We start from the raw sequence: 23,113 nt of genomic DNA on the forward strand, positions 1-23,113 counted from the left end.
CTGTGGTCGAAGAACGTGATCGGGGGTGTCGGCATGTTCAAGGCCTTCATGGTGAAGAGCCTTGGACGATGAATGATCTGATGGGGAGGGTTCTAGCCCCCCGGACCGCCTCAAAATACGATTAGGACGGATCCTAGGCCGTCCGGCGAATTGGCCTACGGGTTATTCCAAGGCTTATTTTTTCACCTATCAATGAGTACGAGTTGCTTCAACTCAGCTCAATCAACGCCTGCGCGATCAAACGCATGTCCCGCGCCGTGCTGGTCAGCCCCGGGGTAATGCGGATGCACTGGCCACACGCCGAGCCGCTGCGGGCCACGGTGAACAGGTTGTACTCATTGAGCAGGCGTTCGGCCAAGACCTGCTGGTCGGCGTGGTGGGTGAAGCGCATCGAGGTAATGCCGCAATACAGGCGCGGATCGTTTGGGGTCATGATCTCTATGCCGGGCACATCGCGTACCGTCTCGACCCACAGGTTGCGCAGGTAGTTGAGGCGTGCGCCCTTGGCCGCCGCGCCACCGATGGCGCGGTGTTCCTCGAACACCAGGGGCAAGGTCAGCAGCGCCGGGATGTTTGGGGTGCAGTAGGGCGTGCGCGCGCGGATGTCGTTGGCGGGGAAGTGGAACTCACCCATGTCCGGGTCGATGTCTTCCAGGCGGTGCGGGGCAATGTAGAGGAAGCCCAGGGTCAGTGGCGCGCCGATCCATTTGTGCAGGTTGTAGCCGGCAAACATGATGCCCAGCTCATCCAGGTCGAATTCGATCTGGCCAAGGGCGTGGGCACCGTCGAGGATCACATCGACGCCATGTTCCTGGGCCAGCGAGGCGATCGCCTTGACGGGCATCACCAGGCCGGTGCGGTGGGTGACGTGGGTCAGGGCCATCAGTTTGAGGCGCGGGTACTGCTTGAAGGCTGCACGGTAGCATTCCACCAGGCTGTCGAAGCTGGCGGGGTGGGGGGGCTCGATTTCGATCACCTCGACCCCCCGGTTTTTTGCCAGCCAGCGCATCGCGCTCTTGACCGTGTCGTACTCCAGGTCGCAGACCAGCACCTGATCGCCCGGTTGCAAGCGGTTGTAGTTGCGGATCAGTGATTGCAGGCCATCGGTGGCGTTGCGGGTCAGGGCGAGCGCCTCGGCGGGAACGCGCAGCAGGTCCGCCAGTTGCGCGCGAATCTCCACGCTTTCGAGCTGCTCGAAGCGCTGGCGCACATGCACGGAGTTGCTGCTGTTGATGTGTTCGATGCGGCGTTGGTACTCGTCGACCACCGTGCGCGACAGGCGACCGAAATAGCCGTTCTCCAGGTTGATCGGACCTGGCTGGACATCGTAGCGATCGGCGAAGGTTTGCCAGAAGGCTTCATCACGGGCGCGTAGGGTGTTGTCGGGCATGGGGCGACTCGGTGTGGGTTCGGTGGCTCAATGACGAGGTTTGGGTTTGCCGTGTTTGGCCCGCAAGGGGTCCAGCAGGTCGGACAACCCGTTGTGATCGATTTCCTGCATCAGGGCCAGCAAGCCGCCCAGCTCGCCATGGGGAAACCCCTCGCGGGCGAACCAGTTCAGGTACTGGCCGGGGAGGTCGGCAATGATGCGGCCTTTGTACTTGCCAAAGGGCATTTCACGGGTGACCAGCAGTTCAAGCTTTTCGGGGTTCATCGTTGCGTCGTCTTGGTTCAAACAGTCAGGAAAATATCGAGATTGTGCATGCAGGCCAATGGGCGGGGCGCTGCTCGCTCGGGGGCGTTCTTCAGCGGTATCTGCAATGTCGACATGAAGACTGCCCGTGTGCTCGCGCCGGACGGCGTAGCCGTCCCTTTTTATGGGGCCGCTGCGCGACCCAGCGCGAGCAGGCTCGCTCGCCACAAAAGGACTACAGCATTGCAGTCCGACGGGCGTGGCACGCAGGGCATCAGCCGATGCTGATGGCCGGCAGCGTTGGCAGGGTCACGGTCTGTTGTTTGCGGGGTGCGAGGATTTCGGCCTCGCCATCGACCACCAGCTCATCGCGCTGGTTGAACACGCGGGTGGCGATGCGCACGCGGAATTTAGGCAGTTTTTCGAGGATCTCCAGGCGCACGGTCAGGGTGTCGCCAATTTTGACCGGCTTCTGGAAACTCATCTGCTGGCCGAGGTAGATGGTCCCAGGCCCAGGCAGCTCGCAGGCGACGGCGGCGCTGATCAGGGCACCGCTGAACATGCCGTGGGCGATGCGCTCCTTGAACATGCTGGCGGCCGCGAACTCGGGGTCCAGGTGCACCGGGTTGTGGTCGCCGGACATGGCCGCAAACAGTTGGATGTCGCGCTCTTCCACGGTCTTGCTGTAGCTGGCGGTCTGGCCGACTTCGAGGGCTTCGTACGGGGTGTTGGTAACCTGGGTCATGTGGCTCGAATCCTGTGACAAGTTAAGTGAGATGACCAAAGGTCATTCGGTTCTGGGTGGCCGGCGATGGCTCAAGGCCTCATCCAGCCAGGCGAGCAGGTCCGCGGTCACGTCATCGCGGTTGCTCTCATTGAACAGTTCGTGGCGGGCTTGCGGGTAGATCGTCAGTTGCAGGTTGCGGCTGCCGGCCTGGCGCAATGCATCGGCCAAAGCTTTCAGACGCTTGCCCTCGCTCACTGGATCACATTCACCGCCGATCACCAGCAAGGGCAGGCCCGGATCGATCTGCGCGAGATTGGACGCTTTGCTGATCTGCTGCAAGCCGCCAAGCATGTCGACCCATAATTGATTGGTGCAGCGAAAGCCGCAGAGCGGGTCGTTGATGTACTTGTCGACTTCGGCGGGGTCGCGGCTGAGCCAGTCGAACACCGTGCGATTGGGCTTGAAGGCCTTGTTGAATGAACCGAATGTCAGCCATTCGATCACTGCGCTGCGCCCGGTCGGTCCCTGGCGCCAGCGTTCGAAGCGGGCAATCAGTTGGGCCGTGCGGTACAGCGCCACCGGCTGGAAGTTCGAGCCGCTGAGTACCGCGCCGTACAGGCTGGCGCTGTGGTGCAACAGATAGGCCTGGGCGATGTAGCTGCCCATGCTGTGGCCCAGCAACACAATCGGCGTGCCGGGATGCTGTTGGCCGATACGCTGGTTGAGGCTGGCCAGGTCGCCGACCACTTTGCACCAGCCATCGTCGTCCGCGTAGTGCCCCAGTACCCCGTTTTCGGCGGTCTTGCCATGTCCCCGCTGGTCCAGCGCATAGACCGCGTAACTTTCGTTACACAATTGCTCTGCCAGGCGGGCGTAACGCGCGCTATGTTCGGCCATCCCGTGGGATACCAGGATCACCGCCTTGAGCGGGCCTTCGGGTAGCCACCGGTTGACGAAGAGCTGGCTGTGGTCATTCGCGGCCAGCCAGAACGTATCGTGGATCATGGCGATTCCTTTTCGCTGAGTCGTTGGAGTGTATAGCTGATCGGTTGCCCGGCGTTCGCTGTTCGCGTCCGATGGCAGCAAGATTCACGCTATCAATGACGCGGTCGCTCATATTTGCCTGATCCGCCATAACTGCTAGTGTCCCAGAAGCTCCGCTGCTGCGGTACAGACTTGCTCAGGTATAAGAGGACAAGAACAATGCAACCTGATTTCTGGAATGACAAGCGCCCGGCCGGCGTACCCTCCGATATTGATCGCGGGGCGTACAAGTCGGTGATCGAGGTGTTCGAGCGTTCCTGCAAGAAGTTCGCTGACCGTCCTGCGTTCAGCAACATGGGCGTGACCCTGACCTACGCGGACCTGGAGCGCCATAGCGCCGCCTTCGCCGGTTACCTGCAAAGCCAGACCGACCTGGTGCCGGGCGATCGCATTGCGGTACAGATGCCCAACGTCCTGCAGTACCCGATTGCGGTGTTCGGTGCCATGCGCGCCGGGCTGATCGTGGTCAACACCAACCCGCTGTACACCCCGCGGGAAATGCGCCATCAGTTCCAGGACTCCGGTGCGCGAGCGCTGGTGTACCTGAACATGTTCGGGCAGAAGGTCCAGGAAGTGCTGGGCGACACCGATATCCAATACCTGATCGAAGCGAAGATGGGCGACCTGATGCCAACCGCCAAGGGCTGGTTGGTCAATACCGTGGTCGACAAGGTCAAGAAACTGGTCCCGGCCTACGACCTGCCGCAGGCGATCTCGTTCAAGAGCGCGTTGCACCTGGGGCGTGGGCAGAGCATCAAGCCATTGGATGTCAGCCTCGACGACATCGCCGTGCTGCAATACACCGGTGGCACCACGGGCCTGGCCAAGGGCGCGATGCTGACTCATGGCAACCTGGTGGCCAACATGCAGCAGGCCCGCGCCTGTCTCGGCCAGCTCGCGGCGGATGGCCAGCCGTTGCTGCGCGAAGGTCAGGAGGTGATGATCGCTCCGCTGCCGCTTTATCATATCTATGCGTTCACCGCGAACTGCATGTGCATGATGGTCACCGGCAACCACAACGTACTGATCACCAATCCACGGGACATCAAGGGGTTCATCAAGGAGCTCAAAAACTGGCGGTTCTCGGCGTTGCTGGGGCTCAACACGCTGTTCGTGGCATTGATGGAACATCCGGACTTCAAGACCCTGGACTTCAGCACCCTCAAGCTGACCAACTCTGGCGGCACCGCACTGGTCAAGGCCACCGCCGAACGCTGGGAGCAGATCACCGGGTGCCGGATCACCGAGGGCTACGGCTTGACCGAGACCTCGCCAGTGGCTTGTACCAATCCTTATGGCAGTGGGTCGCGCATCGGCTCGGTGGGCATGCCGGTGCCGGGCACCAGCTTGAAAGTGATCAACGACGAGGGCGTGGAGCAACCCCTGGGCGAGCGCGGCGAGTTGTGCATCAAGGGCCCGCAGGTCATGAAGGGCTACTGGCGCAAACCCGAGGCGAGCGCCGAGGTCCTGGATGCCGAGGGCTGGTTCAAGTCAGGTGACATCGCGGTGATCGATCCCGATGGCTTTGTGCGCATCGTCGACCGCAAGAAAGACATGATCATCGTCTCGGGCTTCAACGTCTACCCCAACGAGATCGAAGACGTGGTCATGGCGCACCCGAACGTCGCCAGCTGCGCCGTGATCGGGGTGCCGGACGAGCGTTCCGGCGAGGCGGTCAAACTGTTCGTGGTGGCGCGTGAAGCCGGAATCAGCGTTGAAGAGCTGAAGGCCTACTGCAAGGAGAACTTCACGGCCTACAAGGTTCCCAAACAGATCGTGCTGCGGGACTCGTTGCCGATGTCACCGGTGGGTAAGATTTTGCGCAGGGAGCTGCGCGATATCGCGTAATACGTGTTCAGTGATAGTGCACAAAAAAGAGGCGCCCAGATTTGGGTGCCTCTTTTTTTGTCTGCTTGAACGGGTTGTAAGCCCCGGATTCAAAGGCTTTTACGGGGTTGTAGGTTTTTTACTCTAAAAATGACCATTAAATCGTCTTGAGTGCTGGTGGTGACTGTAGGGGCTTTCTTTGGCTCTAGTCGGGCTTTTGCAAAGCTGCTACTCTCGGCGCGCTTTGTGACATCTGGGGCCTTAAGTCAAAGCCAGATTCATCCATACAAAACACACACCAATAATAATCGCACCCAATGCGGTGAAGAATTCGCGTTGCTGAGGAGTGGGCTTCCATGATCGAAGACTTTTGGAAGGATAAGTACCCAGCTGGGATTGCTGCCGATATCAATCCAGACGAGTATCCGAATATTCAGGCAGTGTTGAAGCAATCCTGCCAACGCTTCGCCGACAAGCCGGCATTCAGCAACTTGGGCAAGACACTCACCTACGGTGAACTGTACGAATTGTCGGGAGCATTTGCCGCTTATCTGCAACAGCATACCGATTTGCAGCCCGGTGATCGAATCGCCGTGCAACTGCCTAACCTGCTGCAGTACCCGATCGCCGTGTTTGGTGCCATTCGCGCCGGCTTGATCGTGGTCAACACCAACCCGCTGTACACCGCGCGGGAAATGGAACACCAATTCAACGATTCCGGGGCCAAGGCCCTGGTGTGCCTGGCCAACATGGCGCACCTGGCCGAGGCCGTGGTGCCCAAGACGGGCGTCAAGCATGTCATCGTCACTGAAGTGGCTGACATGCTGTCACCGTTCAAGCGCGTGCTGATCAACAGCGTCATCAAGTACGTGAAGAAGATGGTGCCGGCGTTCAACCTGCCCAAGGCCATCAAGTTCAACGACGTGCTGAGCAAAGGTCATGGCCAACCCGTGACGGAAGCCAGCCCGGCCAGCAGTGATGTCGCGGTATTGCAGTACACCGGTGGCACCACCGGGGTGGCCAAGGGCGCGATGCTGACCCACCGCAATTTGGTGGCGAACATGCTGCAGTGCAAAGCGCTGATGGGCTCCAACCTCAACGAAGGCTGCGAGATCCTCATCACGCCGCTGCCGCTGTACCACATCTATGCCTTCACCTTTCATTGCATGGCGATGATGCTGATCGGTAACCACAACATCCTGATCAGCAACCCACGCGACCTGTCGGCGATGGTCAAGGAGTTGTCGAAGTGGAAGTTCAGTGGTTTTGTCGGCCTCAACACCTTGTTCGTGGCCCTGTGCAATAACGAAGCGTTCCGCAAGCTGGACTTCTCGGCGCTGAAAGTCACCTTGTCCGGTGGTATGGCGTTGCAACTGGCCGCCGCCGAGCGTTGGAAGGACGTCACCGGTTGCCCGATCTGCGAAGGCTACGGCATGACCGAGACCAGCCCGGTGGCTACCGTCAACCCGATCCAGAACATTCAGATCGGCACCATCGGTATCCCGGTGCCATCGACCCTGTGCAAAGTCGTCGACGATGCGGGCGTTGAGCAACCGCTGGGCGAGATCGGCGAGCTGTGCGTGAAGGGGCCGCAGGTGATGAAGGGCTACTGGCAGCGCCAGGACGCCACTGACGAGATCCTCGACAGCGAAGGCTGGTTGAAGACCGGTGACATCGCGCTGATCCAGCCGGACGGCTACATGCGCATTGTCGATCGCAAGAAAGACATGATCCTGATCTCCGGCTTCAATGTGTACCCCAACGAACTCGAAGACGTGCTGGCGACCTTGCCGGGTGTGCTGCAGTGCGCGGCCATCGGCGTGCCGGACGAGAAGTCGGGGGAAGCGATCAAGATTTTCATCGTCGCCAAGCCGGGCGTGACCCTGACCAAAGAGCAAGTGATGACGCACATGCGCGCCAATCTCACTGGCTACAAAGTGCCCAAGACCGTCGAGTTCCGTGATGCATTGCCAACCACTAACGTTGGCAAGATTCTGCGTCGCGAGCTGCGTGATGAAGAGCTGAAGAAGTTGGGCGTCAAGAAGTAAGCGAGCAATAACCAAGAAGCCCCGCAGATGCGGGGCTTCTTGTTTCTGACGCCGGGGCGTTTACTGCAAGAACTGCGCGAAGTTGACGTTGGTACCGGCAGGGCGCATGTCCTGGAGGTAGGCGTCCTTGTCGGCGCTCAACTCCAGGCTCAGCGCTGCCTTGCGCTTGCCTTCGTTGCGCACCACCAGGCCTTCGAGTTTTTCGCGCAGGAACACGGTTGGCACCTTCAGGTGCAGCAACTGGTCGGTGTCCGGCGTGTGCATCAGCAAGTGAATCCACTCGTACTGACCAACGGCCAGACGCGCCACCGGGAGATCGAACCACCAGATGTTGCGGTTGCGGTTCAATTCGGTGAAGTGGCAGTTGTTGACGCCAAGCACTGCACCGCCCAGTTCCTGGTTTCTGCGGGCAATGGCCTGCTTTTTATCGAGTTTCATAACGTTCCTACAGGGTTGAATCTTCAGCGACAAGGCCTGAATACGTTGCGCATTCTCGGGGCAAACCCGCTAAACATAAAGCCCAACGTGCAGCGGCGGATGAAATGTCGCAGTGAAAACAAATGAAACTCTGTGTCGCAGGTGCAGGTCAACCTCTGCGAGGTGCCGCAACGGTCAGCCACGACTGGCCGTTTTTAGGTCGACTATTGTTATATAAAGTCTCGAAATTGTTTCAAGGTCGCCAAACAGGTGAGTTTGATGTAGAAATCGCTCCCTGGGTCATCCCCCGACTTCAACCTATTGCGGCGAAAGGAGACGCTATGTTCTTGCCAGATTTGAAAGGCTTGCCCTTGCACCGCGTGATGATGCGCACGGTCACTGAGTTCATCAATGACGAGATGTCCACCTACGCCTCGGCGCTGGCCTATCAGATGCTGTTCTCGCTGTTTCCCTTCATCCTGTTCTTGATCGCCTTGATCGGTTTCCTGCATTTGCCGGACTTCTTCACCTGGCTGCGCCTGCAGTCGGAGCTGGTACTGCCGCCCCAGGCGCTGGAACAGGTCAACCCGGTGATCGACCAGCTCCAGCAATCCAAGGGTGGCTTGCTGTCGGTCGGTATCGTTATCGCGCTGTGGACCGCTTCGGCCGGCGTGCGGTTGATGATGAGCGCGATGAATGCGGCCTACGATGTGGTCGAGGGCCGGCCGATCTGGAAGCGCTTCCCGTTGTCGATTTTCTACACCGTGGGGATTGCCGGCATGTTGCTGGCCGCTGCGGCCTTGATGGTGCTCGGCCCGCAGGTGATGGAGTGGATTGCCTCGCAGATCGGCATGCAGGAGTTCATCGTCACGGTCTGGACGATCCTGCGCTGGCCGGTGATCGTGATTCTGTTGATGGTGGCCGTGGCCTTGATGTACTACGTGATGCCGGATGTGAAGCAGGAGTTTCGCTTCATTACCCCAGGTTCGGTACTGGCGGTGGTGGTGTGGATCATCGCCTCGCTGGGCTTTGGTTTCTACGTGAAAACCTTCGCCAACTACAACGCCATGTATGGCAGTATCGGCGCGATCATCGTGTTGTTGCTGTACTTCTACATCTCCGCCGCGGTGCTGCTGCTGGGGGCAGAGATGAACGCCGTGATCGAGCACATGTCCAGCGAAGGCAAGGCCCCAGGCGAGAAAGTGGCCGGCGAGCATGACCTCGAACATAAACTCCCTGTCTCGGGATTGGGCCGCGATCATTCGCTCAAACCGACCACCGACGAAGCCTGATCATGATCCGTGAAATTCTCAAGATGGGCGATGAGCGCCTGCTGCGCATTGCCCCGCCAGTCCCCGCTGAAATGTTCGACAGCCCCGAGCTGTGGCAACTGATCGACGACATGTTCCAGACCATGGAAAGCGTTGGCGGGGTTGGCCTGGCCGCACCGCAGATCGGTGTCGACTTGCAGTTGGTGATCTTCGGCTTCGAGCACAGCGAACGTTATCCGGATGCCGAGGCGGTGCCGCAGACGATCCTGATCAACCCGCTGATCACGCCACTGCAGCCAACCCTGGAAGAGGGTTTCGAGGGGTGTCTGTCAGTGCCTGGTTTGCGCGGCGCAGTGCAGCGCTATCAACACATCCGTTATGAAGGTTTCGATCCCAAGGGCCAGCCGTTGGTGCGTTTTGCTTCGGGGTTTCACGCCCGCGTGGTGCAGCACGAGTGCGACCATTTGATCGGGCGCCTGTACCCGTCGCGCATCACCGACTTTCGCAAGTTCGGCTTCACCGAGGTGATGTTCCCCGACCTGGACCCCGCCGCCGACGACTAGGCCGCGCGCCCCATGGCAATCATCGGCTTGCTGCGGTTGTAGCGTGCCAGGCGCTCGGCCAGCGCATAGGGCAACGGTGGGTCGACAGTGAAGCCGTTGCGCTGATAGAACTCCCGTAAGTCCGGGTGGCAGAACAGCCACACGGGCGCACTGATCGGCAGCAGTGCGGCGGCCATCAACGCGGCCGCCACGCCCTGGCCACGACAGGTCGGAGCGACAAACAGCCCGGTCAGCCAGAAACCATCCGCCACCGACCGCAGGCATAGTCCGGCGACGATTTCATCGCGCGTGCCGACCCACAACTGTGCCTCGCGAACGGCTTTCATCGATGACTGGTGGCTGCGATAGAACTTGTTCATCAAGGGCCATAAGGGCTCGGCGAGCTGTGTGTACTGGAGATCAGGCATGAAAAGGGCCGTTGGTGTGCAGGGCCCGAGATTATAAAAGAACGCGAGCAGCGGGATAGGTGTATACCTGAGTCCACACCCCGTATGAATGGAGGAAGTATCATGGCCAAAGGCATGGATTCAAAAAAAGCGGCGAAGAAAAAACCGGCAAAGACGGCCGATGAAAAGCGCGCTGACAAGAAGGCAAAAAAGGTTGATGTGTTCGGTCACTAAACCCCTGTCGTGGAGCCCGGCTACCGGGCTCTGTTTTGCGGCAGCCTGATCACTGCGATTGATTTCCTTCCCTCTGAACAAACACGTCGGCTCGCTATGACCGATCATCCGGCTGTTTGTCGTTTCTACGGTATGTTCTCTGACCACTGGTAGAGAGATGGCCGTTTGATGGCCTTGCATACTTTGCGTTGCTGTCTATGCTCTCCCGTACAACTTATACCCATGGCGATATGAAACTTTAATGTCAGTGCTTCAGGCGCAATCAGCTTGAAGCGACGGTGTGTGCCTGATACTAAATAAAGCCTTAATAACCGTTAGCTATTCAGAGTGCGCACACAAAGGCACCGTTGTTAAAAGGAATGTTTCTTAGACGGAATTATTTATGAGTGTTGGGCTGACCCCTCCCTCGGGGTGTCAAGAAACGGATGGCTTGATAAGAGCGTTGCGTTAAGCACTCTCCAATTGAACATCATGTATCACCTGACCCTGATCCTCGTTATGAGGGTGCGTTTGCCTGTTCTGTAGGAAGTCGTTGTAAGTCCAGTGAAGACTAGGAATTTCCTTTAATCAAAAGACAGCGCTGAAGGTGATGCCACCATGTTCAACTTACACCACAAGTCTGACTTGCTTGAGATAGAGCGCTTCAGCTGCGCATTGAGCGAAGCCAATGCCAAACTTTCAGCCGTGAGCCGCTCCATGGCCATGATCGAGTTTGATCCGACGGGCGTGATTCTTGATGCCAATGAAAACTTCTGCAATGCCGTGGGCTATAGCGCCGAGGAGATCCGTGGCAAACACCATCGTATCTTCTGTGACAGCGATTACGCCAAAAGTGAAGACTATCAGCGTTTCTGGCGTGAGTTAGGTCGTGGCGAGCCCAGCAGTGGCACTTTTCTTCGCCTGGATCGAAAGGGCCGGGAAGTCTGGCTTGAAGCCAGTTATATGCCGGTGCTCGGTCCGGATCGCCAGGTTCGCAGCGTGATCAAAGTGGCGGCGGACATTACCGATCGAATCAATAAGGAGCATGAGAACCAGAGTTTGGTAAATGCGGTAGGTCGCGCGATGGCGGTGATCGAGTTTTCGCCGGACGGCAAGGTGATCACGGCCAACGAAAACTTCCTGCAGACCATGCACTACTCGCTCCATGAAGTTGTGGGACAACATCACAGCATGTTCTGCCACCGAAGTGAGAGTGAGTCTCAAGCCTATAAGGTGTTTTGGGCCTCGCTCAATCGTGGGGAGTACCATTCCCGTCGTTTTGAACGAGTGGATAAGCACGGGCGCATGGTGTTTCTGGAAGCCTCGTACAACCCGATCTTCGATGCCAAGGGCCGGTTGTACAAAGTGGTGAAGTTTGCCAGTGACATCACGGCGCAAGTGACCACGTTGCAGACCGCCGCCGAATCGGCGCATGCCACTTCGGTGCAAAATGACGCGTGTGCCCAGAAGGGCTCGCAGGTGGTGCAGCAGACGGTGCAGATCATTGAAGAAATCTCCCGGGACTTGAACGAAGCCGCCCGCAGTATCGATGCGGTCAGCAAGCAGTCGGACATCATCGGCACCATTGTCCAGACCATTCGCGGTATTGCCGATCAAACCAACCTGCTGGCGCTCAATGCCGCCATCGAGGCGGCGCGTGCCGGGGAACACGGACGCGGTTTTGCGGTGGTGGCCGACGAAGTCCGTAGCCTGGCGGCGCGCACCAGCCAGGCCACCCTGGAAATCGTCGACGTGGTCCGCAAGAACCACGACCTGTCACTGAGTGCGGTATCGAGCATGCAATCGAGCTTGAGCCGAACGGGGTTGGGGGTAGAGCTGGCCAACGAGGCCGGTGAGGTGATCCTGGAGATTCAACAGGGTTCACGGCATGTGGTGGATGCAATCAGCCAGTTCAACTCGACGTTGCAGCTCAACTAAACTGGCGCGCAATAAAACGGGTTCCCGGTATGAGAGCCCGTTTAGCGCCGCATCTTCAGTGGGTTGTGTTGCCGGCAGATGCCGGGTGATTGAGTGGGCCAGTCCCGTTCCAGCAGCGCTTGGCGTTCGAGGCGCCAACGTTGCGGCTCGACCCGTTCGCGCAAGTGTTCGAAGCAGTCGTCCAGATGCCGGGCCAACTCGCGCCACAAGGCGTATTCATGCACGGGCCAATGCCTGGCGCATAGCCAGACCAGTTCCCCAAGATGACACATGAGGGTGGTGTGGATGAAGGTGTCTCGGACCCGTTCGGCAGGGTCGGACCTGGGCGCGGGAAACGGCGGGGCGACGCCTTGCCAACGCAGGGTTGAGTGGTGGATGTGGATGCCGGCAAATCCTTGGAGGAGCAATCGGCCCGGCTGTCCGTCGGCGTTGATGGCCATCAGACTGTGTTGTCGATGGGGCTGGAAGGCGACCCCGTAGAGCAAGTACATGCCAAGCAAACCGGGAACGACAATCGCCAGGTAGTCATGGATAAAGCGCAGTAGCGCAGGCGCGTCATCGACACCCTGGGCCAAGGCGACCCATTGGCGTAGCCGCGGTTGCCCGTGCGGGTCCAGGGCAAACAGGCTGTCCACGGGAACGGCCAGTTCCCCGGGTTGCGCCGCGATGCCCAGGACGCGACCCAGTTGTGGCTCGCGTTCGAGTAGGTGCAGCAACAGGGCAGCGGGTTCGAAGGGGTGGCGCTTGGGGTCGAGGTGTGTCGGTGCGTCGTTCCGCTGACAGGGCGGGTGCTGCTGTTGGTGCAAGTCCGTGTGCATGGCGTACGACTCCTTGGGGCGATAAGCGTGGCTCCAAGGAGGCTAGGGCAGGCGAGGAAAAACTGATGCCAATCATTTCCGGTAACCCTGTGAGACGGCTCCGAGTGGTGTGGCGGGCTGGTCCGACAACGCAGAAAGACGTTCGGTACGCGGTTTCACTCAGGTCCGGGCTAACAATCCCAGTGCGCTCCCGGGCCGGCTCAGGTGCTTTCGCGGACCTTGAGTTCGAAGCCCAAGTCGACCACTGGCCGGGCGATGGTGTTGCCGGCCATCAGCGTCAGCAGGTGTTCGGCGGCACGTCGGCCGATGGCTTCACGTGGGGTGCTGATGCTGCTCAGGCGCGGCACCATGTGGGCGGAGGCGGGCAGGTCGTTGAAGCCGAGCACGGCAACTTGCTGCGGAACCTTGATGCCATGGCGCATGGCTTCGAGCAGCGCGCCTTGGGCCAGGTCGTCGTTGCCGAAGAAAATCGCGTCGACTTGGGGATGGGCGGCCATCATTTGCAAGAACAACTCACCGCCCAGCCCAACGGACGAGGGGCGCGGTGTCAACAGCTCCAAGTCCGGGTCGTGCAGGTTGGCGTGTTGCAGGGCCCGGCGGAAACCTTCGCCACGCAGCAAGGTACGCTGGTCCAGTTGGGCGCCGATGTAGGCGAGTTTGCGTCGGCCTCGTGAGATCAGGTGCCGGGCCGCGGTTTCGCCGGCGCTCACTTGCGAGAACCCCACGCAGTTCAAGCCTGCACCGGGGTCCAGGTCCATCATGTAGACGCAGGGGATTTTGCTGGCCTCGACCATGCGTCGGGCGCTTTCGGTGCGATCAAAGCCCGTCAGCAACAGGCCGCGGGGTTGATAGGCCATGTAGTTGCGCAGCAGGTTTTCTTCTTCATCACGGGAATAGTGATAGTTGCCGATCAACACCTCAAAACCCTTGGGTCGCAGCACCTGATGAATGGCTTCCAGGGTTTCGATGAACAACAGGTTCGACAGCGATGGCACCAGCACCACCACCGATTGGCTCTGGGCCGAGGCCAAGGCGCGGGCGGCGGGGTTGACCACGTAGTTGAGTTCCTGCGCGGCCTGTTGGACTTTTTCCACCAGTTCGGTGGCGACCGTGCTGATGCCGCGCAGCGCCCGGGAGGCGGTGATCGGACTGACGCCGGCCAGGCGAGCGACTTCATTGAGGGTAGGACGGCCAGTGGTGCGAGGATTCTTATCGTTTTTAGAGGAGGTCATCGGGCGGCTTGCCAAACAAAATACAAGGCACTAAGGTAGCGCTGTCTCGATGCGGCTGCAAATGCTTGAGCAGGGGTTGCCTGATCCCTGCTTTTTGGCGTTGGGAAAAGAACATGCGGCAACCCAAAAAATGACAAGAAAGCATCGGCATTGCCTGCTTTTGCACTAGAGTCTCGAATAGCAAAGGTAGCGCTGTCTGCGCGCTGAGGTGTTACATGAGTCAACCTATCACCGCCCTGGTCATCATGGGCGTGGCCGGCTGTGGCAAGTCCAGCGTCAGCGAGGCTTTGTGCCGCCTCAGCGGTGCGACCGGCATCGAAGGCGATACCTTTCATCCTGCGGCCAACATCGAAAAGATGAGCGCCGGCATCCCCCTGAACGACGACGACCGTGCCGGCTGGCTCGACAGCCTGTGCGACGAGTTGCGCCGCGTGGATGCCCAGGGCCAGCGCCCTGTTTTGACCTGCTCGGCCCTCAAGCACAGTTACCGTGAACGCTTGCGCAGTGCCTTGCCGGGCCTGGGCTTCGTGTTTCTTGAGCTGACCCGGGAGGTTGCCGCTGACCGGGTGTCGCACCGTCCGGGCCATTTCATGCCTTCGACCCTGATCGATAGCCAGTTCGCCACCCTTGAATCACCGGTAGGCGAGCCGCTGACCCTGGCGCTCAACGCGTCCACCCAGACAGTTGAACAACTGGCCGCGCAAGCCAATGGCTGGTGGCGCGAGCACGGCTCGAGCCCTGCGGTTTGAGTTTTGTTGAAGAAGATAGCGCTGTCTCAGTCGCAGACGGTTTAAACCCGCTTTAATAACAATAACAAACAGGAGATACCCCCCATGTTTGGCATGTCCCACGATACGTTCCTGCTGCTCGATGCAGTGGTGACGGTGATCGGCTTGATTGTCCTGATCACCCAGTTCAAGTTTCACCCCTTTATTGCGCTGATCATTGCCGCCGCGTTTCTCGGGCTGACCTCAGGCATGCCCATCGGCACCATCATCAAGGCGTTCCAGGACGGCTTTGGCGGGGTGCTCGGTTTTGTCGGGATCATCCTGGCGCTGGGTACCATGCTCGGCAAGATGATGGCCGAGTCGGGCGGGGCGGATCAGATCGCCCAGACCCTGATTCGCGCGTTCGGTAAAGAGCGCGTGCAGTGGGCCATGATGTTCGCCGCGTTCCTGGTGGGCATCCCGCTGTTCTTCGAAATCGGCTTTGTGCTGCTGATTCCGCTGGTGTTCATCGTGGCGCGCCGCACTGGGGTGTCGATCATCAAGATCGGTATCCCGCTGCTCGCCGGCCTGTCTGCGGTACATGGCCTGGTGCCGCCGCACCCGGGGCCGTTGCTGGCGATCGGGGTGTTTGGCGCCGACATCGGCAAGACCATCCTCTACGGACTGATCGTGGCGCTGCCGACGGCCATCATTGCCGGCCCGATCTACGGCACGTTCATCGCCAAGTACATTCCGGGGCATCCGAACCAGGAACTCGTGGACCAATTGGCCCGTGAACCTGAGGCGGCCAGCCTGCCGAGCTTCAGCATCACCTTGATCACCGTGTTGCTGCCGGTGTTCCTGATGCTGCTCAAGACCTTTGCCGACGTGGCGTTGCCGGACGGGCACTTCTTCCGCACCTGGATGGACATGATCGGTCACCCGATCTCGGCCCTGTTGCTGGCGTTGCTGCTGTCGCTGTACACCTTCGGCTATCGCCAGGGCATCAATTCCAAGCGCATCCTCAAGCTGCTCGACGCCAGCCTGGCGCCGACGGCCGCGATCATTCTGATCATCGGTGCCGGTGGTGGCTTCAAGCAGATGCTGGTGACCAGTGGTGTGGGGGATGTGATCGGGCATATGGCCGTGAGCGCGCAGATCTCGCCGATCTTGCTGGCCTGGCTGGTGGCGGCGGTGATTCGTATCGCCACCGGTTCAGCGACCGTGGCAACCATTACTGGCGCGGGCATCGTGGTACCGGTGGTGGGGATGATTCCGGGGGTTAACCGTGAGCTGCTGGTGCTGGCGACCGGTGCGGGCTCGTTGATCCTGTCGCACGTCAACGACGCGGGTTTCTGGCTGGTCAAGCAGTACTTCAACATGACCGTGGCCGAGACCTTCAAGACCTGGACGGCGATGGAGACCATCCTGTCCATCGTGGCGCTGGGCTTTATCCTGCTGCTGTCGTTGTTCGTCTAAGTACGCTGTAAGCAATGGTGGGCGCGAGCCCGCTCGCGAAGAGGGCGTATCAGTCGACATTCATGTCGCCTGATACCGCGCTTTCGCGAGCAGGCTCGCTCCCACAGGTTTTGGGTCAGCCGTTGGTCTTGCTGATCAACCCATCCGCCCGGAACATCCCGCGAATCCCGCGCACGGCCTGGCGAATCCGGTCCTGGTTCTCGATCAGGGCAAAGCGTACGTGGTCGTCACCGTACTCGCCAAAGCCCACCCCGGGCGACACACAGACCTTGGCCTCGGCCAGCAGTTTCTTGGCGAACTCCAGCGAACCCAGGTGCGCATAGGCCTCGGGAATCTTGGCCCAGACGTACATCGATGCCTTGGGGTTTTCCACCATCCAACCCAACTCATGCAGACCCTTGACCAGCACATTGCGGCGCTGGCGGTACTGCTCGGCGATGTCCTTGACGCACTGTTGGTCGCCTTCCAGCGCGGCGATGGCGGCCACTTGCAGTGGGGTGAAGGTGCCGTAGTCGTGGTAACTCTTGATTCGCGCCAGGGCGTTGACCAGCTCCGGGTTGCCGACCATGAAACCGATACGCCAGCCCGCCATGTTGTAACTCTTGGACAGGGTGAAAAACTCTACCGCGATGTCCTTGGCGCCCGGCACCTGCATGATCGACGGGGCTTTCCAGTCGTCGTAGACGATGTCGGCATAGGCCAGGTCATGTACCACCAGCACGTCGTACTGCTTGGCGAGGGCGATGACCCGCTCGAAGAAGTCCAGCTCGACGCACTGCGCGGTCGGGTTGGAGGGGAAGCCCAGGATCATCATTTTCGGCTTGGGGATCGAGCCGCGAATGGCCCGTTCCAGTTCAGCGAAGAAGTCCACGCCGGGGACCAGCGGTACCGAACGCACCTGGGCACCGGCAATCACGGCACCGTAGATGTGGATCGGGTAGCTGGGGTTGGGCACCAGCACGGTGTCGCCCTGGTCCAGGGTGGCGAGCATCAGGTGCGCCAGGCCTTCCTTGGAGCCGATGGTGACGATGGCCTCGGTTTCCGGGTCGATATCGACCTCGTAGCGATCCTTGTACCAGCGTGAAATGGCCCGGCGCAGGCGCGGAATGCCCTTGGACGTGGAGTAGCCGTGGGTGTCTTCGCGCTGGGCGACGGTGACCAGTTTCTCCACGATGTGCGGTGGCGTCGGGCCGTCGGGGTTGCCCATGCTCAAGTCGATGATGTCTTCGCCACGACGACGGGCGGCCATCTTCAGCTCGGCAGTGATGTTGAATACGTAGGGGGGGAGTCGATCTATGCGCGCAAAGCGGCGCGGCGAACCTTGGTCGGCCATTGTTGCCTCTGGAGTACGTAAGCGCCCGGAACCGTCCGAGCGACGTCGGCCACTGCGGTGGCCAGGGCGCAAGATAAGGGCGCTGGCGCCCGGCTGTCCAGTGGCCAGGTGCAACTATTTTCACGGATACTGGCGCGCTGGCTGGCCCGACGGGTTTCTTGCCTGCTTCTTGCATCACCGTGCAGCAGTTCTTCCACTACTTTCGAACGGGGCGAAACATGGAGTTTTCCAGCGGCTTTCTCTTGAGCCTTTCGCTGTGCCTGGACATCGGTGTCGCGAACATCGCGATGATTACCCTGGCGATGCAGCGCGGCTATTTCCAGGGGTTTTCCCTGGGCCTTGGCACCTGCGTTGGCGACCTGATCTATGCCGTGCTGGCGCTGGCCGGCATGACGGTGCTGCTGCAGTACTCGGCCGTGCGCTGGGTGCTGTGGGTCGGCGGTTCGGCGTTGTTGCTGTACTTCGCGGCGAAGATGATTTACTCGGCCATCCACCACAGTGCCGTGCTGGCGCCAGCGGGGGAGGCCGTCGGCGGTTCCAGGCGTCGGGAGTTTTTCCGTGGGATCTTTCTGGCGATGTCGTCGCCCAGCGCGATTCTCTGGTTCGCGGCCGTGGGCGGTACGCTGATCGCCCGATCCGGGGGCGGCAGCCTCGTGAGCGCCGGGTTGTTTCTGGCCGGGTTCTTCTGCGCCGGGCTGTTGTGGTGCGCGGCCTTGTGTCTGGCCGCGACCCAGGGTGGCAAGTTGCTGGGCGACAAGCTGCTGCGTTACTCCTACCTGGCATCTGCAGCGATCTTCTGTTATTTCGCGGTCTACGTGATCCTATCGGGTTATCAGGAGTTCATCGTCGGGGCCGCTGTGGCAGAACTTCCCGGCCTCTGATGGGGGGAATTGGGTTTGGCTTCTATACTCCTGAGCCGAATCCACCTTTTTCGATGCAGGAGATGATTCATGGATGATCCAAAAAAGGGCGTTGTCGCCGAGCCACGCTTTGAAGCGGGGCGTTTTTTGTTGATCGCCGGGCTGGGAGGGCGATTTTCGGCGGACACCACCGAAGGCATTCCCAAGCTCTGGGACACCTTCATCCCGCATATCGGCAAAGTGCCTGCGCAAAAGGGCGATCTGACCTACGGCATCTGCTGTAACCCTGATGGCAAGGGTGGCTTCGAGTACATTGCCGGGGTGGAGATCAGCAAGCTGGATGACTTGCCTGAAATGTACCGCTGGATCGAAGTGCAGCCCCAGCAGTACGCGGTGTTCGAGCACGCAGGTGGCCTGGACACCCTGCCGCAGACCTTTGCGTACATCTGGCAGACCTGGTTGCCAGCATCAGGCCGTGCGGCGGCCGATGCCCCGGAATTCGAGCGCTACAGCGCCGACTTCAATCCGCAAACCGGGGTTGGCACGCTGGAGATCTGGGTGCCGCTCAAGGCGGTCTGAACGTGGAGCGTTCACCGCTTACCTTTGCCGATTCGATGTGCACGCAGCAGATCGATCGACAAGGTGATGAAACCAAAGAGGCTGATGGTGAACAGCATAAGAAGACCGATCTGAACGCTACTCATGGTGCGATTTCCTGTAGGTGGCCAGAGACAGGTACTAGCAATAGCGCCATGCCATGCTCAAGGAAAGGCACTATACGAAGGCTTTACGGGGGGCTTCAGGATCGATATGCCGTCCTTATTCATTTAAGCTTTGGCCGCACTTTCAGCTGACAGGACCCAGCCATGAACGCCTCCACGACACTCATTCGCCAGGTACTGCCTGGCGATCTTGATCGCTGTTTCGCCATCGAAAGCCAGTCGTATGAAGGTGACGAAGCGGCCACCCGCGAAAAGATCGCCACGCGCATCGCGACCTGGCCCGAGGGGTTTATCGTGGCGCAAGTCGAGGGCGTGGTTGCCGGGTTCATTAACTCGGGGGCGGCGTTCCAGGTGGAGATGGCCGACGAAGCCTTCAAGGAAATGATCGGCCATGACCCGGACGGCCCGCAGGTGGTGATTATGTCGGTGGTGGTGCACCCGGACTTTCAGGGGCGGGGCCTGGCCAAGCAATTGATGACCGAGTTCATTGCGCGCATGCGGGAGATGGGCAAGGTCCGTATCAACCTCATGTGCCGTGAGCGGCACATCCCGTTGTACGCCGGCCTGGGTTTCGCCTACCTCAAGCCCTCCGAGTCCGACCACGGTGGCCTGGTCTGGCACGAGATGGCACTGGATCTGTAGGGCGAGCTCAGAAGGTCAGCGTCATGCGTCGTTCGTAGCCGATCCGGCCCTTGTAGGCTTCGCCACGATCGACCCAGCCCTGCTTGAGATAAAGCCCCAGGGCGGTTGCGTTGTGCGCATCCACCGATAACTCCAGGCCTTTGATGTGCGGCCAGGCCTGGCGCGCAATATCTGGCAATGCTTGTAGGCAGGCTTTGCCATAGCCTTTGCCCTGGTGACGGTGGTCAACTTGCAGGGCGTGCAGGGTGGCGCTGTCTTCATCGGCCCAGGCTGGCAGGAACGGCGGGCGCTTGAGTAGCAGGAAGGCGACGGGTGTCTGATCGCTGATCAGGGCAAAGCCCCTGATCGCGCTACCCGCAGCGTCACTCAATGAGTGAAGGGCACCGTAGATATCGCCGCAGAATGGTTTCTGCAGCGGGTGCACCTCGATGGCTTCCACCGATTGGCGCAGTGCAGGCGAGAGCTGTTCATAGGGGACGAGTTGAGGAGTCACTGACAGTTCCCGAGAACCAGCTAGGCGAAGTGCGGATTCTAGCCAGTTTGCGGCGTGGGAAATTATTTTATTTCGGCTGTCGATTGGGTGTTTTCCCAGTCGACTAGGGGTGTCTTCACACAAAACACTCGGAGAACCGTCATGAATGCACCTATCGAAAACACCGACATCCACACCTTGATCCAGACCTACCGCAAAGCGGTGATGGCCAAGGATATTGACGTGCTCATGGGCTTGTATGCCGACAACATCGTGTCCTTCGATGCGGTCAAGGCGTTGCAATTCAAGGGCAAGGCCGCCTATCGAGCGCATTGGCAGGAGTGCATGACCCACTGTCCGGGCCCGCACACCTTCGATTTTCATCAGCTCAATGTCGTGAGTGCCCCGGACATGGCGTTCGCCCACTGGCTGGCCCACTGCGCCGGGACCGATGACGAGGGGCAAGCCAAGGGTTGCTGGATGCGCGTCACCGCGGGATACCAGCGCGTGGGTGGTCACTGGCGGATCGTCCATGAACACTGGTCGGCGCCGTTCGACATGATGAGCGGGGCGGCGTTGTTCGAGTTGCAGCCCTGATCGTCGGCCAACCATACCCAACCTTCAATCAGCAGCCATAGTTGATCAGCCTGAAGACGGAGACGCCCATGAAATACCTATGCCTGGTCTATAGCGACGAACGGGTACTGCACACCTCGCCCGACAGCCCGAAGGATGCCGAATGCCTGGCCTATGCCGAGTCGGTCCAGGGCAGTGGCCGATTGCTGGCCGGACAAGCGCTGGAATCGGTGCAGGCCGCCACCACGGTACGCATGCGCGGCGGCAAGCTGTCGATCACCGATGGGCCATTCGCCGAAACCAAAGAGCAACTGGCGGGCTTTTACCTGATTGATGCCAAGGACTTGAACGAGGCCATCCAGGTCGCCGGCAATATCCCGGCGGCCCGGGTCGGTAGCGTTGAAGTGCGCCCCGTGCGTGAGTTGAATCCCTGATAACAACCCTGATACAGGAGTTTTTCCATGAGTCTTTCCCTCAACGATGGGCCGCCGGCCGAGTTTGCGCTGTCCATCAGTCGTTTGATCGATGCACCGCCCAGTAAGGTGTTCCGCGCCTGGGTCGAGCCACCTTTGTTGGTCCAGTGGTGGGGGCCCCATGGCATGACCACGCCAGAGTGCGAGATGGACCTGTGGGTCGGTGGTCAATTCCGCACCCTGATGCGCGCCCCGGATGGCAGTGAATACCCGACATCCGGGGTGTTCCTGGAGATTCAGGCGCCGCAGCGCCTGGTGTTTACCGACGCGTTCAAGCCTGGCTGGATTCCGTCGGGCAAACCGTTCATGACCGCCGAGGTGACCTTCGAGGAGGCCGATGGCAAGACCCTCTACACCGCCCGCGCCATGCACTGGAGCGAAGAGGCCCGCAAAAGCCATGAAGCGATGGGCTTTCATGAAGGGTGGGGGCAGAGCCTGGATCGTTTGGAGGCGCTGGTGACCACGGGCATGCCGGACTGATGCCCGGCGAGTCGGTCAAGGCGCTGGTTGAGACGGTCTATCGCAACGAATCGCGGCGCATCCTGGCGACGTTGATTCGCTTGCTGGGGGATTTTGACCTGGCCGAGGAGGCGCTGCATGACGCCTTCTTTATCGCGGTCGAGCGGTGGCAGCGTGACGGGGTGCCCGATAACCCGCGCGCCTGGCTGGTGTCGACGGGGCGTTTCAAGGCCATTGATGCGCTGCGTCGACGCGCGCGGTTTGTCGCGTCGCACGCGGCATTGGAGGCGCAGTTGGAAGCGCTCGAAGAGGCCGACTGGAACACCGAAGACCTGGAGGACGATCGCCTGCGGCTGATTTTCACCTGCTGCCACCCCGCGTTGGCGGCGGATGCGCAGGTGCCCTTGACGCTGCGTGAGGTCTGCGACCTGACCACCGAAGAAATCGCCCGGGCATTCCTCGTGCTGCCGGCCACCATTGCCCAGCGAATCGTGCGGGCCAAGGCCAAGATTCGCGAGGCGAAGATCCCCTATCAGGTGCCTTCCATTGCCGAGCTACCCGAGCGTCTGGATAGCGTGTTGCGGGTGATTTACCTGGTGTTCAACGAGGGCTACTCGGCGTCGGGCGGCAATGAATTGACCCGCGAAGAGTTGACGGGCGAAGCGATTCGCCTGGGGCGTTTGCTGGTCGAGTTGCTGCCGGAAGCCGAGGTCCTGGGATTGCTGGCGCTGATGCTGCTCAACGAGTCCCGTCGCCCGGCGAGGACCTCGGCATCCGGTGAACTGATCCTGCTCGATGAGCAGGACCGCTCGTTGTGGGACGCCGGAATGATTGGCGAAGGCATTGCCCTGGTCGAACGTGCATTGGGCTCGCAGGGCTATGGGGCCTATTGCTTGCAAGCGGCGATTTCGGCAGTGCATGCCGAGGCGGCGACGGTCGAACAAACGGATTGGCCACAGATTGTCGGGCTGTACGACGTGTTGCTGCGTGCACAGCCGTCACCGGTGATCGAACTCAACCGGGCCGCCGCGTTGTCCCGGCGTGACGGGCCGTTGCCGGCGCTGCGCTTGGTCGAGGACATCCTGGCGCGGGGCGAGTTGCTCGACTATCACCCGGCCCATTGCGCCCGCGCGGAGTTCTGTCGGCAGTTGGGGCGGGTGGATGAGGCCAGGGCGGCGTATCTGCGTGCCCTGACGTTGACCCGCCAGGTGGCGGAGCGCCAGTTCATCGAGCGACGCTTGGCGCAACTGGAGTAACCCAGGCGCGTCCAACC

The 23,113-nt window shown here is 60.2% G+C and carries 23 protein-coding genes and 2 pseudogenes; 15 read left to right on the forward strand and 10 right to left on the reverse strand.

From position 1 onward, the window contains the following. Positions 1 to 208: 208 nt before the first annotated feature. The 4 genes from BMW74_RS19765 to BMW74_RS19785 all read right to left on the reverse strand — a co-directional run bounded on the left by BMW74_RS19765 (position 209) and on the right by BMW74_RS19785 (position 3,365). Positions 209 to 1,390 (reverse strand): aminotransferase class V-fold PLP-dependent enzyme, encoded by a 1,182-nt coding sequence (locus BMW74_RS19765; protein WP_093425448.1) that lies wholly within the window; start codon positions 1,388 to 1,390, stop codon positions 209 to 211. 27 nt (positions 1,391 to 1,417) lie between these two features. After that, complete coding sequence (locus BMW74_RS19770; RefSeq protein WP_019693207.1) at positions 1,418 to 1,654, reverse strand: DUF3820 family protein; 237 nt, start codon at positions 1,652 to 1,654, stop codon at positions 1,418 to 1,420. A gap of 253 nt (positions 1,655 to 1,907) precedes the next feature. Then, positions 1,908 to 2,378, reverse strand: coding sequence for a MaoC family dehydratase (locus tag BMW74_RS19780; protein WP_093425453.1), 471 nt, complete (start codon positions 2,376 to 2,378; stop codon positions 1,908 to 1,910). Positions 2,379 to 2,420: 42 nt separating this feature from the next. Continuing rightward, positions 2,421 to 3,365, reverse strand: a complete 945-nt coding sequence (locus BMW74_RS19785) for an alpha/beta hydrolase (protein ID WP_093425456.1) — start codon at positions 3,363 to 3,365, stop codon at positions 2,421 to 2,423. Between the two features lie 198 nt (positions 3,366 to 3,563). Between BMW74_RS19785 and fadD2 the strand changes: the two genes are divergently transcribed. Together fadD2 and fadD1 are read left to right on the forward strand one after the other, a co-directional pair. After that, a complete protein-coding gene (fadD2, locus tag BMW74_RS19790; RefSeq protein ID WP_093425459.1) occupies positions 3,564 to 5,252 on the forward strand; it encodes a long-chain-fatty-acid--CoA ligase FadD2 in 1,689 nt (562 codons plus the stop codon). A 335-nt stretch (positions 5,253 to 5,587) separates the two neighbouring features. Then, the gene (gene fadD1 / locus BMW74_RS19795) at positions 5,588 to 7,279 is read left to right on the forward strand and encodes a long-chain-fatty-acid--CoA ligase FadD1 (RefSeq protein WP_093425462.1); all 1,692 of its coding nucleotides are present in this window, start codon (positions 5,588 to 5,590) and stop codon (positions 7,277 to 7,279) included. 60 nt (positions 7,280 to 7,339) lie between these two features. Here the strand turns inward: fadD1 and BMW74_RS19800 are convergent, their stop codons facing one another. Then, entirely contained in the window at positions 7,340 to 7,717 is a 378-nt protein-coding gene (locus BMW74_RS19800; RefSeq protein WP_093425465.1) for a hypothetical protein, read from the reverse strand. Between the two features lie 320 nt (positions 7,718 to 8,037). On the opposite strand from BMW74_RS19800, the gene BMW74_RS19805 reads away from it, so the two are divergent. Both BMW74_RS19805 and def read left to right on the forward strand, forming a co-directional pair. Beyond that, the gene (locus BMW74_RS19805) at positions 8,038 to 8,988 is read left to right on the forward strand and encodes a YihY/virulence factor BrkB family protein (RefSeq protein WP_093425468.1); all 951 of its coding nucleotides are present in this window, start codon (positions 8,038 to 8,040) and stop codon (positions 8,986 to 8,988) included. Between the two features lie 2 nt (positions 8,989 to 8,990). Next, positions 8,991 to 9,530, forward strand: coding sequence for a peptide deformylase (gene def / locus BMW74_RS19810; RefSeq protein ID WP_093425471.1), 540 nt, complete (start codon positions 8,991 to 8,993; stop codon positions 9,528 to 9,530). Here the strand turns inward: def and BMW74_RS19815 are convergent. After that, complete coding sequence (locus tag BMW74_RS19815; protein ID WP_093425474.1) at positions 9,527 to 9,937, reverse strand: GNAT family N-acetyltransferase; 411 nt, start codon at positions 9,935 to 9,937, stop codon at positions 9,527 to 9,529. The genes def and BMW74_RS19815 overlap by 4 nt on opposite strands. A gap of 915 nt (positions 9,938 to 10,852) precedes the next feature. Here BMW74_RS19815 and BMW74_RS25810 point away from each other — a divergent pair. Together BMW74_RS25810 and BMW74_RS25815 are read left to right on the forward strand one after the other, a co-directional pair. Next, positions 10,853 to 11,524 (forward strand): annotated as a pseudogene (locus tag BMW74_RS25810) (PAS domain-containing protein); the annotation flags it as partial. Positions 11,525 to 11,638: 114 nt separating this feature from the next. Beyond that, positions 11,639 to 12,067 (forward strand): annotated as a pseudogene (locus BMW74_RS25815) (methyl-accepting chemotaxis protein); the annotation flags it as partial. 41 nt (positions 12,068 to 12,108) lie between these two features. Here the strand turns inward: BMW74_RS25815 and BMW74_RS19825 are convergent. Next, on the reverse strand, positions 12,109 to 12,885 hold the full coding sequence (locus tag BMW74_RS19825; protein ID WP_093425480.1) for a ferric iron reductase: 777 nt from the start codon (positions 12,883 to 12,885) through the stop codon (positions 12,109 to 12,111). Between the two features lie 200 nt (positions 12,886 to 13,085). Next, on the reverse strand, positions 13,086 to 14,117 hold the full coding sequence (locus BMW74_RS19830) for an HTH-type transcriptional regulator GntR (protein WP_093425483.1): 1,032 nt from the start codon (positions 14,115 to 14,117) through the stop codon (positions 13,086 to 13,088). Positions 14,118 to 14,332: 215 nt separating this feature from the next. On the opposite strand from BMW74_RS19830, the gene BMW74_RS19835 reads away from it, so the two are divergent. Both BMW74_RS19835 and BMW74_RS19840 read left to right on the forward strand, forming a co-directional pair. Next, the gene (locus BMW74_RS19835) at positions 14,333 to 14,866 is read left to right on the forward strand and encodes a gluconokinase (RefSeq protein ID WP_093425486.1); all 534 of its coding nucleotides are present in this window, start codon (positions 14,333 to 14,335) and stop codon (positions 14,864 to 14,866) included. Positions 14,867 to 14,950: 84 nt separating this feature from the next. Next, complete coding sequence (locus tag BMW74_RS19840; RefSeq protein ID WP_093425489.1) at positions 14,951 to 16,303, forward strand: GntP family permease; 1,353 nt, start codon at positions 14,951 to 14,953, stop codon at positions 16,301 to 16,303. Between the two features lie 115 nt (positions 16,304 to 16,418). Here the strand turns inward: BMW74_RS19840 and alaC are convergent, their stop codons facing one another. Beyond that, the gene (gene alaC / locus BMW74_RS19845) at positions 16,419 to 17,636 is read right to left on the reverse strand and encodes an alanine transaminase (protein WP_093425492.1); all 1,218 of its coding nucleotides are present in this window, start codon (positions 17,634 to 17,636) and stop codon (positions 16,419 to 16,421) included. Between the two features lie 218 nt (positions 17,637 to 17,854). Between alaC and BMW74_RS19850 the strand changes: the two genes are divergently transcribed. The 3 genes from BMW74_RS19850 (at position 17,855) to BMW74_RS19860 (ending at position 19,860) form a co-directional block, all read left to right on the forward strand. Continuing rightward, positions 17,855 to 18,517, forward strand: a complete 663-nt coding sequence (locus tag BMW74_RS19850; protein ID WP_093425495.1) for a LysE family translocator — start codon at positions 17,855 to 17,857, stop codon at positions 18,515 to 18,517. Between the two features lie 69 nt (positions 18,518 to 18,586). Next, positions 18,587 to 19,075 (forward strand): GyrI-like domain-containing protein, encoded by a 489-nt coding sequence (locus BMW74_RS19855; protein WP_093425498.1) that lies wholly within the window; start codon positions 18,587 to 18,589, stop codon positions 19,073 to 19,075. 287 nt (positions 19,076 to 19,362) lie between these two features. Next, positions 19,363 to 19,860 carry a GNAT family N-acetyltransferase gene (locus tag BMW74_RS19860; RefSeq protein WP_093425501.1) on the forward strand — a complete coding sequence of 166 codons (498 nt, stop codon included), beginning with the start codon at positions 19,363 to 19,365 and terminating at the stop codon, positions 19,858 to 19,860. A 7-nt stretch (positions 19,861 to 19,867) separates the two neighbouring features. Here the strand turns inward: BMW74_RS19860 and BMW74_RS19865 are convergent, their stop codons facing one another. After that, entirely contained in the window at positions 19,868 to 20,353 is a 486-nt protein-coding gene (locus BMW74_RS19865) for a GNAT family N-acetyltransferase (RefSeq protein WP_093425504.1), read from the reverse strand. Positions 20,354 to 20,494: 141 nt separating this feature from the next. Here BMW74_RS19865 and BMW74_RS19870 point away from each other — a divergent pair, with 141 nt between their 5' ends. From BMW74_RS19870 to BMW74_RS19885, 4 genes are all read left to right on the forward strand, one after another. Continuing rightward, positions 20,495 to 20,929, forward strand: a complete 435-nt coding sequence (locus tag BMW74_RS19870) for a YybH family protein (protein WP_093425507.1) — start codon at positions 20,495 to 20,497, stop codon at positions 20,927 to 20,929. Positions 20,930 to 20,997: 68 nt separating this feature from the next. Then, complete coding sequence (locus tag BMW74_RS19875) at positions 20,998 to 21,342, forward strand: YciI family protein (protein ID WP_093425510.1); 345 nt, start codon at positions 20,998 to 21,000, stop codon at positions 21,340 to 21,342. A 27-nt stretch (positions 21,343 to 21,369) separates the two neighbouring features. Beyond that, entirely contained in the window at positions 21,370 to 21,861 is a 492-nt protein-coding gene (locus BMW74_RS19880) for an SRPBCC family protein (protein ID WP_093425513.1), read from the forward strand. Beyond that, positions 21,861 to 23,096, forward strand: a complete 1,236-nt coding sequence (locus BMW74_RS19885) for an RNA polymerase sigma factor (RefSeq protein WP_093425516.1) — start codon at positions 21,861 to 21,863, stop codon at positions 23,094 to 23,096. Before BMW74_RS19880 ends, BMW74_RS19885 begins: the two co-directional genes overlap by 1 nt. Positions 23,097 to 23,113 lie beyond the last annotated feature (17 nt).

It is taken from the genome of Pseudomonas sp. ok272 (genome assembly GCF_900109995.1).
In the GTDB taxonomy this organism is placed as follows: Bacteria; Pseudomonadota; Gammaproteobacteria; order Pseudomonadales; family Pseudomonadaceae; genus Aquipseudomonas.